This window comes from Bremerella cremea, from assembly GCF_003335505.1.
In the GTDB taxonomy this organism is placed as follows: Bacteria; Planctomycetota; Planctomycetia; order Pirellulales; family Pirellulaceae; genus Bremerella; species Bremerella cremea_A.
Genome location: NZ_QPEX01000046.1, coordinates 210,572 through 225,620 on the forward strand (window position 1 = coordinate 210,572; position 15,049 = coordinate 225,620).

Genomic DNA, 15,049 nt, shown 5'->3' on the forward strand with positions numbered 1-15,049 from the left:
CTTACCAGCTACGTAACCTTATCCTCGTTGCGGGAAGCCGAGACCGGCGACAACGAGGCGCAATCAAGCCTGATCCTTCTTTCGTTAGATCGGGAACCAGAGCCGGCAAAATCAACAAAACCGGAGCAACTGGCAAAATTTACCGTAGCGGCATGCAGTGACAGTGCTTGCCCCCCAGAATATGAGCCCACCAAAGTGAGTGATTCCTCCCAAACCAGATCTGGGCGCCATTAGGCTGTTATTGACCCTGTTTTTTGATCTGTTTACGATTCGGTTGGGACTATTTAGGAAATCTGCATCAAATGGGCCACAAACCTTCATTGCTAGCAATGATGGGATATGATAAGCCTATGAAAATCGGTGCATTCTTAGTATTGAGGTAGCGTAATGGCAGACATCCGCGGCGCGCTTAGACTTTGCCTAGTATCGGCCCTAGCCCTTCTGGTACCGCTTGTCGGTTGTAAAGGGAGATCGTCCGAGCTTTCCGAAGAAGAACTCAAACAAGCGATCGCGGATTTCGACTTCGACGCTGGCCTGCCCGATCCCCAGTTCCAGCCTCCGCAGACACTCGAAGAGCTTGATGCCACGTATCCTTGGACCGATAAGAAGATCACTCTTCCGCTGGCCGATTTAAAGAAAGAGTTGGCCGATTACCAGCCGCCGATCACTCCGCAAGAGGCGATGAAACTTCGCCCCACCGATCAAGCAGGCTACGACGAAATCTTAGCGGCCATGAAGATCCAGCCCAAAAGCGAGAATGAAGCGGCCTGGGATTCGACCTGGGTGCATCACGAAGGAGGCGACGTCAACAGCCTCAACCCACTTCGCATGAGTTCCGTCGGTGACTCCTTCTATGTAGCGATGACTCAAATCGGAGCCGTCGCTGCGACCATCGATATCGAGCCACTGGGCGATGGACGCTATATCAAATCGTGGCAAGCCAACGATGACAACACCGTCCAGAAAATTGTCATTCGTGACGATATGACATGGTCAGACGGCACCCCAATCACGGCCCACGACTGGGAATTCACTTTTAAAGTGATCATCCACCCCAAGCTGTTAACGATGTTCCCGGCGCTGCCCAGTGGTGTGGAAGGAATCAAGTTGATCAAAGCTTACGACGACCATACTTTTGTCGTCTTCCATGAACAGTCGACCGCCGTGAACGATATGAAGCTCGACTTCCCGATCGTTCCCAAACACATTTATGAACCAGCAATTGCCGAAGATCCCACCCTGACCGATAGCTCCAAATTTCAAGAGATCGAACGCAATCCGGTCGTCAGTGGCCCCTATAAGGTCATCAGCCGAGAACACAAGCAGCGCATCGTGCTGCAGCGGCGCGAGGATTACTACATGCACAACGGCAAACAAGTGCGTGAGAAACCCTATTTCAAAGAGATTCGCGTCGAAATCATGGGGAACCCAACCCAAGCGTTACTCGCCATGACCAAAGGCGATATCGATGACATGGAAGTTCCTCCAACCATGTGGAACACGGAAGCCAATCGTGAGGACTTCTATAAGAACAACATCAAGGTGAAATACTCGGGCTGGTCCGAGAGTCACCTCACTTGGAACTTAGGCAGGCCCTACTTCGAGGATGCCCGCGTTCGCCGTGCGTTGAGCTATGCCGTTAACTACGATGCAATTCTGAACGGTGTACTCGACGGAATTCACGAGCAAGCCAATGGTCCTTTCCACCCCACGGCTTGGTTCTCCCCCAAACCGGCTCTGCCTCTCTTTACCACCGACCTCGACAAGGCCCGTGCCTTACTGGATGAAGCAGGCTGGAAAGACACCGACGCCGACGGCATCCGCGATAAAGTAATCAACGGCCAAAAAAATCCGTTCACGTTCACCTTGACCTATGCCGAGGAAAGCTCGACCGGGGAACAAGTGGCCACGCAGCTTGCTTCCGACTTCGGGAAGATTGGGGTAAAGCTGGTTCCACGCAAAGTCGAATGGACTACGATGCAGCAGCAAACCCGAGACCATAACTTCGATGCTTCCTACAGCGGATGGGCATCCGGTGGCGATCCGTTCTCGAACGACAACATCTTTAAGACCGACGCACCGCGCAACTTTGGTCAATATTCCAACAAGCAAGTCGACGAGTTGTTCGACAAAGGCCTCGTGGAACTCGATCGTGAGAAACGTGCCACGCATTATCAGGAAATCGCCAAGATCCTGTACGAAGATCAGCCGTACACTTGGCTTTACTTTCGCACGGATCTCTTTGCCTTCAACAAAAAGTTGCGTGGGTACCGCTTTGGACCGACTGGCCCTTGGAATTATGCCCCTGGGGCGATGTCGGTATGGAAGACAACCGACAAGTAATCTGACCACCCAAGCTTACCGTTCGCACTACTTTCGATTTCCAAGGGACCTGCATGCTGACGTATATCACACGTCGCTTATTCATCGGAATCTTCACGATCTTGGCTGTGACATGCCTTGTTTACGGATTGATCCGAAACATGCCGGGCACTCCGCTTACGATGGTTCAGGGCCTCCCCAGCATGGACCGGGCGATGTCCGAGAAACAGATCAAGGAACTTGAAAAGCAGTATCACCTGGATAAGCACTGGCTGGTCGGATACGGCTATTGGGTCGCCAACGTTGTGCAAGGAGACCTCGGTCGCGGTATTAGTTTCACCGATCGCCGCCTCGTTACCGACATCATCCTCGACAAGATCCCCAACACGTTAATGCTGACGATGACTTCGCTAGTTTTAACGTACCTGCTTTGCATTCCGATGGGCTTGTTTTCGACTGCCCGTAACGGAACGCCAACCGAACGGACGATGAGCATCACGCTCTATGTTTTGTACGCGTTGCCCACCTTTGTCGCGGCGATTTACCTGAACATCTTTTTCGCCGTCTATCTCGATTGGTTGCCCCTTTCCGGCATGACCAGTCCCGACTACCGCGATCTAAGCACGCTCGGCAAAACCTGGGATGTGTTCAAGCACACGATTTTGCCGATCACCTGTTTGACGTACGGTTCGCTGGCCTACTATACCCGCTTCGTCAAAGCCAACATGATGGAGACCATTCAGCAAGACTACATTCGCACGGCCAGGGCTAAAGGGGTGGGGCCGTTTAAGGTGTTGGTCGTCCACGCGTTTCGCAATTCGCTGATTCCTTTAGTCACGCTAATTGGCTTGACGCTGCCTACCTTGTTGGCCGGGTCGGTCATTCTGGAACACATCTACCAGTGGGACGGAATCGGCCAGCTCTTCATTTCCAAAATTGGCCAACGAGACTATCCGGTGATCATGGGGCTGGTACTCATGTTTTCCATCATGACCTTGATCGGCCAATTGTTGGCTGACATCCTCTACGCCGTTGTTGACCCCCGGATCACCTACTCCTAAGCATGAACGCCGCTCAACAGTCCGCTACAAAAGACGCCAAGCCGGCTGTATCGCTCGGTTTCTGGGCCACCAGCTGGCGTTACTTCCGTCGTCGTTTTTTCGCGATGGCAGCGTTATCGTACGTGATCTTCCTGGGACTCGTCGCGATCTTCTCGCCCGCGATTGTTGGCACCAAGCCGATCGTTTGTTATTACAAAGGGCACGTCTACTTCCCGGCGATGGGTTACTTCTATCGTGAGTGGGAAAACGCGATCTTTACTACCGGCGATCACTTCGACAACCAATACGAAGCGAACCTGAAAAAGAACGATCCCAACAGTTGGGCCATCTGGCCGTTGATTCGCCAAGACCCGATCGAACCGGTCAAAGATGGCTGGTTCGCCAACCAACCAGGCAACCCCACCGCCCTTGAAGGTTACCCCACCTGGCAAAACATGTTCGGCACGAGCCGCTTAGGCGTGGATGTATTTGCCCAATTAGTCCACGGTACGCGGGTCGCGTTGCTGGTGGGCTTTGTTTCGATGGGCATTGCGTCGGTGATTGGGATTTTTATCGGAGCCGTCTCAGGCTATTTCGGAGGCTGGATCGATTTCATCCTCTCTCGCCTCATTGAAGTCGTGCTCTGCGTTCCGACTTTGATTTTGGTGATTGCCTTATTGGCCGTTGTCGAACATCCCAGTATCTGGCAAGTGGTGCTGGTCATCGGCCTGACCGGCTGGACCGGCATCGCTCGACTCACCCGGGCCGAGTTCCTGAAGATCAAACAAATTGAATATGTCGCTGCCGCCAAAGCGATGGGGGCTGGCCCTTTCCGGATCATGTTCGTTCATATCCTCCGCAACTCGCTGGCGCCGATTCTCGTGCCGATTACCTTCGGCATTGCGGCGGCTATTTTCACCGAGAGTGCCCTTAGCTTCCTCGGCATCGGGGCCGATACCGAAACACCTACCTGGGGACGCGTGTTACGCGAAGGGCAAGAGCATATCCGCTCGATGTGGTGGCTCAACTTCTTCCCCGGACTAGCGATTTTCACCACCGTGTTGGCTTACAATTTGATTGGGGAAGGCATCCAGGAAGCGACCGACCCTCGAACCCGCGACGCCTAACCACCACCGCCAGACCCGCGAACTATGACTAAAATCCTGCTCAAAGTTGACGACCTACGAACGTTCTTTCATGGCGAAGAAGTCGTCAAAGCGGTCGATGGGATTTCCTTCAAGCTGGAAGAAGGAGAAACCCTGGGTATCGTCGGCGAATCTGGCTCCGGCAAATCGGTCACGTCGCTGTCGATCATGCAGCTTCTCGCCCGTAGTGCCCAGATTGAATCGGGCACCATCTCATTCCTCGGCACCGACCTGGTTCGCCTGCCCGATCCGGCGATGCGGAAGATTCGGGGCAAAGATATCAGCATGATCTTCCAAGAGCCGATGACCTCGCTGAACCCGGTTTTCACCGTCGGGTCGCAGGTCATGGAAGCGATCCGGCTGCATCAACGTGTCAGCAAGACCGAGGCCCGCGAACAAACGATTCAACTGTTCGACGAGGTCGGCATCCCCGAACCACACAAACGGATCCACTACTACCCGCATCAAATGTCGGGCGGGCAAAAGCAGCGAGTCATGATCGCGATGGCTCTCAGTTGCAATCCCAAACTGCTGATCGCGGACGAACCAACCACCGCGTTGGACGTCACCATTCAGGCTCAAATCCTCGACATCCTTCGCCGTCTGCGCGATAGTCGCGGCATGTCGATCCTCTTCATCACGCACGACTTGGGGGTCATCGCCGAAATCGCGGACCATGTGCTGGTCATGTATCGCGGGAAAGTTGTCGAACATGGCGAGATTCAGCAGATCTTCGAGAACCCTCAGCATGCCTACACCAAGGGGCTGCTAGCATGTCGTCCTCGGCTCGATACCAAATTCCGCCGCTTGCCGACGGTAAGCGACTTCATGGAATCGACGGCGACCGAAGTAGGCATCGAGATCACTGAAAAAGAGATGTCGACCGAGAAGTTCGACCAACTGCTGCAAACTGGTCGCGGCCGGTTGCTGCATCCCAAGCCAATCCTCAAAGAGATCGGCCATCCGTGGCGTGACGGCGAATACCGTGCCGACACCAAGTGCGTGGCCGACGACGAGAAACCAATTCTCAGGGTACGTGGTCTGCAAGTTCACTTTCCGATCCGCAAAGGTGTCTTCTCGCGGGTACATGGGCATGTCAAAGCGGTCGACGGAATCGATTTCGATGTTTTCCGAGGACAAACGCTGGGGCTTGTCGGCGAATCGGGTTGTGGCAAGACGACCACCGGCAGGGCCATCTTGCGGCTGATCGAGCCCACCGATGGCATGGTCGAGTTCCAAGGTCAAAACGTTCGCGCACTGCGTGGAGCCTCCCTGCGAGAGATGCGGAAAAAGCTGCAAATCATCTTCCAAGACCCCTACGGCAGCTTGAATCCGCGTATGACGATTGAATCGGCCATTTGCGAACCGATGGTGATTCAAGGTCTGGGTGGCACGCGCAAACAGCAAAGCCAGCGGGCCGCCGAGCTGATGGAAGAGGTCGGCATGAACCCAGATCACTTGCGGCGTTATCCCCACGAGTTCTCTGGCGGGCAGCGGCAACGAATCTGCATCGCCCGCGCCTTGGCCGTGAAGCCTGAGTTTTTAGTCTGCGACGAATCGGTCTCGGCCCTCGACGTGTCGGTGCAAGCTCAAGTTCTTAATCTGCTGAAAGACCTACAAGAGCGACACGGCTTGACCTATATCTTCATCAGCCACGACCTTTCGGTGGTGAAGTTTATGGCCGATATGATGGCCGTGATGAATGCTGGCAAGATCGTCGAATTCGGCCCCGCTGAAGACATCTACGCCAATCCGGCCGAGGAATATACCCGCAAGCTAATCAGTGCCACCCCAAAAGACAGCCTGGAACATATCCAGATGCGGCAAGCAGAGCGGAAGCAGGCCCGGGCCGAACGTCTCAGCACGATCGCTGCGGTGTAATTTCTACTTCAGCTTTGTCCCCTGCTTAAGCAGACGAGAGCATGGCACCGAATTCGGTTTATGCCCGTGAACGAGCCGACGTTGAACCTTTTTCGCCGTTCGGCTGTCTATCTCCTATCGTTTCAACCGCACTCCGCGCATCGGGCGGGGTGGGTTACAATGCTTCACTCTTGAATGATTGAACCCCAGCGCTAGGACCTCGACCGCGAGAAATTCCCCATGGCACGACGCATTTTGGTCACCTCTGCCCTGCCGTACGCAAACGGGCCGATTCACATCGGGCACTTGGTGGAATACATCCAGACCGATATCTGGGTTCGCTTTCAGAAGCTGCAAGGAAACGATTGCCGTTACTTCTGCGCCGATGATACGCACGGTACGGCGATCATGATCAGCGCTCAAAAGAACGGCGTGACCGAAGAGCAGTTCATCGCCAAGATGAGCGAAGAACACCAGCAAGACTTCGCCGGTTTCGGGATCGAATTCGACAATTATGGCTCGACCCATAGCGATGAAAACCGCGCCATCTGCGGCGAGTTCTGGCAAGCGCTGCGCGAGGCCGATCTGATCGTCGAGAAGGACGTGCATCAGCTGTACGACCCAGAAGCCAAAACCTTCCTGGCCGACCGCTTCGTCCGGGGCACGTGCCCTAAGTGCGGTGCCGAGAATCAGCCAGGCGATAACTGCTCGAAGTGCGGTGCCGCTTACACCCCGGCCGATCTGGTCGATCCGAAGAGCACCCTCTCGGGCGCCACGCCAGAACTGAAAACCTGGAAGCACTTGTTTGTGCAGCTTGAGAAGCTTCATCCCTTCCTGGAAGAGTGGTCGCAAAGCGGCAAGCACCTGCAAGACGAAGTTGCCAACTACCTGAAAGGGCACTTCCTCGGCGAAGAGCTACGCGACTGGGACATCTCGCGTCCCGGCCCTTATTTCGGCTTCGAGATCCCCGACAGCCCAGGCGATTACTGGTACGTTTGGTTCGATGCTCCGATTGGCTATATCGCCTCGACTAAGCAGTGGTGCGATAAGAACGGCGAAGACCTGGCCAAGTGGTGGAAGAACCCTGAGACCGAGATTCACCACTTCATCGGCAAAGACATCACCTACTTCCACACACTGTTCTGGCCCGGCATGCTGAAAACGGCAGGCTACACCCTGCCGACCAAGGTTCACATTCACGGCTTCTTGACGGTCGACGGCAAGAAGATGTCCAAGAGCGACGGGACCTTCATCAAAGCGGCCACCTACCTCAAGCATTTAGACCCAGCTTACGTCCGCTACTACTACGCCACGAAGCTCGGTCCACGCTTGGACGATCTCGATTTGAACGTGAAAGAGTTCGTCGACAAGGTCGACGCCGACCTGCGCGGCAAGGTGGTGAACCTGGCTTCGCGGGCCGCCAAGTTTGTCGAGAAGACCGGCCTATCAGCAACCTACCCGGATGATGGTGGCTTGTTTGAACGAGGCGCGAAAGCAGGCCAAGAGATCGCCAAGGCGTACGAAGATTGCGACCTGAACAAAGCCATGCGGTTGATTCTGGAACTAGCCGATGCGGCCAATCCTTACATCGAAGCGAACAAGCCCTGGGAGCTGCGGAAGGACCCGGCCAACGCCCAGAAGCTACAAGACGTTTGCACCGTCGGGCTCAACTTGTTTCGCCAGATCATCATTTACTTGTCGCCGGTCTTGCCGAAGCTGGCAGCCGATACCGGTGCGTTGCTGAACGATCCAATTACCAGTTGGGAACAATCCCAGACACCCTTGACCGGCACCGCCGTCAATAAATTTCAACACCTGATTCAACGAGTCGAGCCAGATAAGGTCCAAGCCATGATTGATGACAGCAAGGAAGAAGCTGCCGCCGAAGCCCCAGCCACCGCCAGCCAAGCCGACGAAACTGCTACCAAGTTCGCCGACAGCGCTCAGCCCTTGGTCGACGAACCGATGACCGAAGAATGCACGATCGACGACTTCGTCAAAGTCGACCTGCGTGTTGCTCGGATTCTTTCAGCAGAAGAGGTCCCCGATGCTCGCAAGCTGTTGAAATTGACGCTGGGTCTGGGGGGCGATGCCCGCAAGCAAGTCTTCGCCGGGATCAAGGCCGCCTACAAACCAGAAGAACTGGTCGGACGCTTGGTAATTATGGTCGCCAACCTCAAGCCTCGCCAAATGAAGTTTGGCCTCAGCGAAGGCATGGTCTGCGCCAGCGGCCCCGGTGGGGAAGAAGTCTTCCTGCTCAGCCCCGATGAAGGTGCTAAGCCAGGGCAGCGAATTCACTAAACGCGTTTTGCGATCGTGATCGCAGTGCGAAGTGAGTACCGAATCAGCAAGGCCCCCGGGCAAAATGCCCGGGCCGCCCCGAATTTGCTGGCTGGAATAAGCGCAAACGCTGGCCAGCCTAGCAAGGCTCTGGGCTTACGTCCCTCGTAGGCCAAGTACCGTCTCGACCGCGTAAAGATCGAGCTGTAGCTGGTTGGCGATTTCTTCGGCCGAGTGCCCTTCGTCGGCCATTTGATAGACTTCAAGCTTCTTTTCGTCGTCGCACAGCAGTTCTGACACAGCGGCGAAGTTGGGGGCCCCTTGGTCGGCCAAGACTTGGCTTTCGCGCACGACCGGCTCAATCGCGGCCCGCTGTTCTGCGGTTAGCTCGGCAGCTTTCACCTTCAGTAAGGTGCGATGCAGGACCAACAGCTTCGTATCGACGATCGCCTGCAGTTCGCGCGTGCGTTCTAGCATTTCGACCTGCCACTGATTCAACTCACGAGGACCATCCGACATGGTCCATTCTTTGGTCTGGGGGCGAGGCGTTCTGGCCAAGTAGTCATCTTTACCACGCTCTTTTTTTGCGCGGCGTAACCCTTGCCAGCTCCGGCGCATCAGCAACCAGATGAGCAGGATTAACCCGCCGAAAAACATCAGATAGGGTGCGTAGCTTTCTTCGCCCATAACCGGCTTCCTTGCTGGCGGCGTCTGCCGCAATTACTGGTCGAGTACCAAGTACTTGTCCAACAAAGCCTCAACTCCGATGCAATACTGCGAGCTGCTTTCGTTCTCTTGATAGACCGGGTCCATCGCCACAGCAGAAACCGAGTCGCGTAGGCCTAACAAAATCTCGCGCACGTGTTGCATATTGTGCAGCGGGATGGCCTGCCCTTCTTGGTTCTGCTTCTCGATGTACTTCTTGGCCTTCTCTTCGTCGGTGAACAAGTTTAACAGCGTTATCGGTCCGCCTTCTTCATTACTACCAACGGTGCTACAGAAACCATCCGGTTGCTCGATAACAAACACTGGATAGTTCCAGGGAGAGTTGTCGACAATCAAAAAGTCTTCCAACAACGTCTTGATCTTGGCAATCCACTTAGCGTTAATGTCGAACTCGACCGGCTCTGGGTCGTATGCCACTTTAGTGACCGGCAATTTCAAGCTTTTCAGCAACCAGCGAAACTCTCGATCGTTATTCAACTGGCGCGGCTCGCCGATGATTCCGAACTGTTGCATGAACCCGAGAGCGACCGCTTCCGAAGAGTGGGTCGTCAAAATATGCTGCGGCTGATCGTCGGTATCCTGGGGATCGACAATCGACGTATAACCTCCACCATGGGCAATCAAATAGAGCGGATATTCCCATTGAATTGGGGCAGCCATGTCCAGCATTCCTTCCTTTTTCCAGTCCTTGTTTACTTATTAACCGTTTGCGTGGCCCGCAATTGCTTTGCGATTTCACGGTTCTCGCGTTGAATCAGTTGCCCACACGCTGCGGCGATGTCGGCCCCCAACGAATAACGAATTGTCACCGGGAATCCAGCCTCTTTCAGCGTGTTACCAAATCGCTCGCGAACTTCCTGACTGCTGCCGGTCAGGTGATCTGCGCCATCGATCGAATTGTAAGGGATCAAATTGATGTGTGCGGGGATGTTTTTCAGGAAAGCGATCAATTTTTCAGCATCCGAGTCGCGATCGGTCTGACCGGCAAGCATTAGGTACTCGATCATGACTCTTCGCTTTTCGGACAGCTTCAGCTGCAACAAGGTCTCGCGCAATTGGGCAAGGGGGACACTTTTGGCCAGCGGAATCAGCTGCTCGCGGCCAGTTTCATCGGCGCTGTGCAGGCTCAGCGCTAAGTTGACCTGGGGGAACGCCTCGTCCAGACGTAGCATCTCAGCCGGGATTCCCACCGTCGAAACGAGTAGTCGTTGCGGTGAGTAATCGAGCAACAGAGGGGACGTAAGCACCGTGATCGCCTCGGTCACGTTCGCCGGATTGTGCAGCGGTTCTCCCATGCCCATGAAAACAATATTGCGGACGCGGCGATCTTCTTTGCGCAATAGCTCGTTGGCTTGCACGACCTGATCGAGGATCTGTGCGGTGGTCAGATTCCGGGCGATTCCCATTTGGCCGGTCGCACAAAAGCGGCAAGCGGCTGCACAGCCGATTTGGGACGAGATGCACAACGACGTCCGCCCGGTGCCGGCTCGTAAGATGACCGATTCGATCATCAACCCTTCGTCGGTCCGAAAGAGGAGCTTGGACGCCCCATCGAGTTGGGAGTCGTGCCGCTCGGCCAATATTAAGGGATGTGGCTCGATCTCGGCCTGCAGGACGGCGGCAACCTCCGGGGCGACTTCGACCAATGCCTCTTCGAACGACCAGCCCTGCTTCAGCCACCGCGTGCGAAATTTGCGGAGCGAATGGACGGTTTGCGAATCGTTACCGAATCGCGAGTTCCAGGCGTTTACGTCGAACCAGTGCAGCATAAATTGAGATCTCGATACCTTGCCCCAAGTATAGCAACCTGCGGCCCAATCTTACGATGCTACTTGACACAGCGGACTTCTTTTTTGACACCGATTTACCCTGTGGGATCGCCGAAAGCGACTCTGATCGTAATAATTTCGTCCAATGAAATCGTTCCATTTCCCCCATTGGGTGCCCAACTTTATGTCTACGATTCTGACCACTGCGGTCCTTTTGGCGATGTCGAATATCTTTATGACGTTCGCTTGGTATGCCCATTTAAAGGATCTCGATAAACGCCCTTGGATCTTGGCGGTTTTAATAAGCTGGGGCATTGCGTTCTTCGAGTACCTCATTCAGGTGCCAGCCAATCGAATCGGTTTCACCAAAATGGATCTCGGGCAACTCAAGATCTTGCAAGAGGCGATCACCCTCACGGTCTTTGTCCCCTTCGCTGTTTTCTACATGAAGCAACCCCTCAAGCTCGACTTCTTATGGGCCGCGCTGTGCATCTGTGGAGCGGTCTATTTCATCTTTCGTAGTAACCCAGCGGTTTGATAGGCGGGGAATGATTGTCCTCTCATCCCACTCGGTTTCATACTCAAAACTAGACGCAGCGTTTTTGAGTACGCCGGGGGACGGGAACAGAAGACAGCGTAACCCCTTAACCAAAAACACCTTACAAAACATCGGCCAGTCTAAAACGATTTCTCCCAAGTTCATACTCAAAACTCTCTGGGGACCGATTTTCGTGAAATGGCGATGTGTTTTGGGCTAAACCAGTTTCATACTCAAAACCCGGCCTGCCTCAGGTTAGACTGGGGGGAAACTTGCCAGAGGCGATTTGCTGCGGGCCAGGTTTATACTCAAAACTCTTTGCCCTTGTGGTACGTCCAGCCAAGTTGCTCCGCCCGGCGCATGCAACAACGCCGGGCCATTGGTCCGTTTTCGATAACCACGGTACAGAAAATGTGTCCAAGTTGCGAGCAAACGTTTTTAGTTTTCGTTCCCTCTCGGCGGTGCCGCGACAATAGATATTCCTGCTGCCATCTTGAAAAACTTCGCCCCATCGCCAGACGCTTTGTGGAACAAGCTGCGACCGGCGATCGATAACGAGATGCTGCGTGAGATCGCGATGGCCGATTACGGCAATGGAGCGGACGAGGCATACGATCAATTGCGTATCATCCGCGATCGAGGTGAGTTACCCCAACCTCTGCCATGGCAATTGAACGAAGTATTGCAACTGACGCGCTCGTGCGATCCGGACCAGCCTGATAAGCCACCGTTCCGCCCTGGCCCTGTTGGTCTGAAAGGGCATCGCACGCGGCTGTTTGCCTGCGTCGTCTTGCTTCGTGCCGCCGACACCTTGGCCTGTCAGTTGCGGCACGATAGTTTCGATTCCACGATCGCCTTGGCCCTGCAAAGCAGCCAAGCACTCGGCCACGAGATGAACCTGGGCTTGGGGCAATATCTTATATGGCGACTTTCCCAGAACGTACCGCTGGATGATTTATACTACTCGACGCTGGGGCTGCTCATTCTGCTGCTGCGATCCCGGCCAGGGCAGGGGAGTGAACCGCTGCTATTGCATTTCACCCAGGTATTAAAGCAATGCGACGAGCTTCGGCAAACCTTACGTGGCCCGATCGATGCTACCGATCCTCGCCCTAGCGACTTCAGTATTCAGCAAGGCCTCTGGAAACCACTGGGGGAAGAACTGAATGGGTACGCTGCCGAGGTCGTATCTGCGGAATTGCGTGAACGTTTGCAGTGGCTTCCCCTGACGCTGGAAGGGTGATCGCCGGAACCAATCACTGCGATGCGGCGAAAGGGGCGAGCAGCGGCCGAAACGCCCCACACCTGGCTGCATAAGAGGGCTACTCAATTAGCTCAACTTTTCTTTGAGGTAAGCCAAATCACGCTTCATCGCGGCCAGGTTTTGGGTAACCATTTCGTTCCCCTTCAAACCATGTAAGTACTCGACATGCAGCGAGATTGGACCGCTGTAGTCGCTTTCCTGCAGCAGCTTGAAGAACTGGTCAGGCAGTTCGCCGGTGGTAATCGAACACCATGCTGGCTTGCCGCCGTTGCCGGTGAAGTCTTTGATGTAGACCGAGCCGAGATGCGACTGGACGAGATTCCACTGAATCGGCCACGACGTGTTTCCTTCGACGCGAGCGTGCCCGATATCGAAGGCCATGGCGACATGCTGCGGGTTATGCTGGCGGATCAAGTGATAGATATCCCAGATCGGCGCACCCACGTAGTGGCTGCCGGAATGATTCTGATAGACGGCCTGAATCCCGATCGCTTCGTTCATCGCGACCAGGTCCTTCAGCTTTGCCCCGGCCTCGCGTAGCTGCCGTGTGACCGGCTTCTTGAGGTCGTACTTGTAGTAGTTCATCCGGTAACGGGGAATCCCCAACGCCTTGGCCACCTTGAGCGTCTCTTCCGCGTTGGGCGAATCGACGCTGTTGATGCTGGAGGTGAGAATATCAATCGTCAGGCCACGTTTCTTCAGGGCCTCGACAAACTTGGGCAGCTCGTCGGCGACGTTTTCTGGCTCGATATGTCCACCTATGCGAATCGGGGCTTCGATTCCCTCGAAGCCAATTTCAGCCACGGCGTCAGCCATCTCGTCGTAGCTTAAGGGCTGCAAGAATTTAGTGAACGTGATCAGCTTCCAGCGACTGGCCGGAGGCTGGGCAGCCGGTAAGGAACTGCCCAACGAAAAGGCGGTTGCAGCTCCGATGGTCGACTGCAACATCTGACGGCGATTGAGCATGGCCATGTTCGAGTTCCTTATTCAGCAGACGGGATAACTTTGCGAACCCGATGATTGTTGGTGTCGCCAATGTACAAGGCATTGTCCGGACCGATACCGATGCCATGGGGGCGATCCATCTTGGCCTCGGTGGCTGGGCCGTTGTCGCCTGAGTAGCCTCGCCCTGGGGGGCCGATGCCAGCGACGGTGCGGATTTTGTCGTTGGTGGGGTCGATCTCGCGAATAACCTGGTTTTCGGTATCGACAATATAAATGTTGCCGTTGGGGGCTTTGGCGATTCCTTTGGGACCGTTCATGGTCGCCTCTTTCGCACTGCCGCCGTCGCCACTGAAACCAGTTTTTCCGGTACCGGCGATGTGATGAATGCGACGCCCTTTCTTATCGAGCCGCCAGACACTATTTCCTTCGCGCAAAGCGATCCACAGCGAATCGTTATCGTAGAACAAAGCCCGGGGGCCGAGGATTGGCTTTCCTTCGGTCGTTTCCCCGTCGACTGGCAATTTCTTCTCGCCGTTGCCAGCGATCGATTTAATTCGACCACTTGGCAAATCGATAAGCCGAATCCGGTGATTTTGGATATCGGCGACAAACAAATAGCGGTCGTCATCGGACAACGCGATGCTATGAGGCCGATTGAACTGAGCCTCGCTCGCCTTGCCGCCGTCGCCAGAGTAGCCTGGTTCGCCGTTACCAGCGATGGTGGAAATGATGCCGGTCTTAGCGTCTACCTTGCGGATGAGATGGTTTTGCATCTCGACAAAGTACATATCGCCGTTAGTCGCGAAACGAACTTCGTAAGGTTCGTTCAATTGGGCGTCCGTGGCGGGGCCTCCATCGCCGGAATACCCTTTCGTGCCGTTGCCAGCGACGGTCGTGACCTTGTTCGTTTCCAGATCGACTCGCAGCACGCGGTGGTTCTCGACCTCAGTCACATACATGGCCCCGTCCGGGCCAATCAACACGCCGAATGGCTGGCCAATGTTGACCTTCTCGACCGGGCCACTGTTGGTGGAAAGCTCTTTGCTCCCGGTTCCAGCAACCGTGACAATGTTTCCGAAATCTTCCGCTTGTAGCAGAGTGGCCGGCAACAGCAGCAAGAGAAGCGCAAGTCGAGTCGCTGGGAATCGCATGAGATGTTT

The 15,049-nt window shown here is 55.0% G+C and carries 12 protein-coding genes; 7 read left to right on the forward strand and 5 right to left on the reverse strand.

Annotated features, from left to right (window positions below):
* The first annotated feature begins 387 nt into the window (after nt 1–387).
* From DTL42_RS24645 to metG, 5 genes are all read left to right on the forward strand, one after another.
* Nucleotides 388–2,343 carry an ABC transporter substrate-binding protein gene (locus DTL42_RS24645; RefSeq protein WP_114373334.1) on the forward strand — a complete coding sequence of 652 codons (1,956 nt, stop codon included), beginning with the start codon at nt 388–390 and terminating at the stop codon, nt 2,341–2,343.
* Nucleotides 2,344–2,396: 53 nt separating this feature from the next.
* Nucleotides 2,397–3,383, forward strand: a complete 987-nt coding sequence (locus DTL42_RS24650) for an ABC transporter permease (protein WP_114373336.1) — start codon at nt 2,397–2,399, stop codon at nt 3,381–3,383.
* A 2-nt stretch (nt 3,384–3,385) separates the two neighbouring features.
* Nucleotides 3,386–4,489, forward strand: coding sequence for an ABC transporter permease (locus tag DTL42_RS24655; RefSeq protein WP_114373338.1), 1,104 nt, complete (start codon nt 3,386–3,388; stop codon nt 4,487–4,489).
* Nucleotides 4,490–4,513: 24 nt separating this feature from the next.
* Nucleotides 4,514–6,388, forward strand: coding sequence for an ABC transporter ATP-binding protein (locus DTL42_RS24660; RefSeq protein ID WP_114373340.1), 1,875 nt, complete (start codon nt 4,514–4,516; stop codon nt 6,386–6,388).
* Between the two features lie 219 nt (nt 6,389–6,607).
* On the forward strand, nt 6,608–8,668 hold the full coding sequence (metG, locus tag DTL42_RS24665; RefSeq protein WP_114373343.1) for a methionine--tRNA ligase: 2,061 nt from the start codon (nt 6,608–6,610) through the stop codon (nt 8,666–8,668).
* A 135-nt stretch (nt 8,669–8,803) separates the two neighbouring features.
* Here the strand turns inward: metG and DTL42_RS24670 are convergent, their stop codons facing one another.
* From DTL42_RS24670 to rlmN, 3 genes are read right to left on the reverse strand one after another with little or no spacing between them, the layout of a single operon-like run.
* A complete protein-coding gene (locus DTL42_RS24670; protein WP_114373345.1) occupies nt 8,804–9,334 on the reverse strand; it encodes a hypothetical protein in 531 nt (176 codons plus the stop codon).
* Between the two features lie 33 nt (nt 9,335–9,367).
* The gene (locus tag DTL42_RS24675) at nt 9,368–10,033 is read right to left on the reverse strand and encodes a hypothetical protein (protein WP_147274432.1); all 666 of its coding nucleotides are present in this window, start codon (nt 10,031–10,033) and stop codon (nt 9,368–9,370) included.
* Nucleotides 10,034–10,065: 32 nt separating this feature from the next.
* Complete coding sequence (gene rlmN, locus DTL42_RS24680) at nt 10,066–11,142, reverse strand: 23S rRNA (adenine(2503)-C(2))-methyltransferase RlmN (protein ID WP_114373349.1); 1,077 nt, start codon at nt 11,140–11,142, stop codon at nt 10,066–10,068.
* A 184-nt stretch (nt 11,143–11,326) separates the two neighbouring features.
* Here rlmN and DTL42_RS24685 point away from each other — a divergent pair, with 184 nt between their 5' ends.
* Together DTL42_RS24685 and DTL42_RS24690 are read left to right on the forward strand one after the other, a co-directional pair.
* A complete protein-coding gene (locus DTL42_RS24685; RefSeq protein ID WP_114373351.1) occupies nt 11,327–11,680 on the forward strand; it encodes a DMT family protein in 354 nt (117 codons plus the stop codon).
* 493 nt (nt 11,681–12,173) lie between these two features.
* The gene (locus DTL42_RS24690) at nt 12,174–12,923 is read left to right on the forward strand and encodes a hypothetical protein (RefSeq protein WP_114373353.1); all 750 of its coding nucleotides are present in this window, start codon (nt 12,174–12,176) and stop codon (nt 12,921–12,923) included.
* 87 nt (nt 12,924–13,010) lie between these two features.
* On the opposite strand, the gene DTL42_RS24695 is transcribed toward DTL42_RS24690, so the two are convergent.
* Together DTL42_RS24695 and DTL42_RS24700 are read right to left on the reverse strand one after the other, a co-directional pair.
* The gene (locus tag DTL42_RS24695) at nt 13,011–13,916 is read right to left on the reverse strand and encodes a sugar phosphate isomerase/epimerase family protein (RefSeq protein WP_114373355.1); all 906 of its coding nucleotides are present in this window, start codon (nt 13,914–13,916) and stop codon (nt 13,011–13,013) included.
* Nucleotides 13,917–13,927: 11 nt separating this feature from the next.
* Entirely contained in the window at nt 13,928–15,040 is a 1,113-nt protein-coding gene (locus tag DTL42_RS24700; RefSeq protein WP_114373357.1) for an SMP-30/gluconolactonase/LRE family protein, read from the reverse strand.
* Nucleotides 15,041–15,049 lie beyond the last annotated feature (9 nt).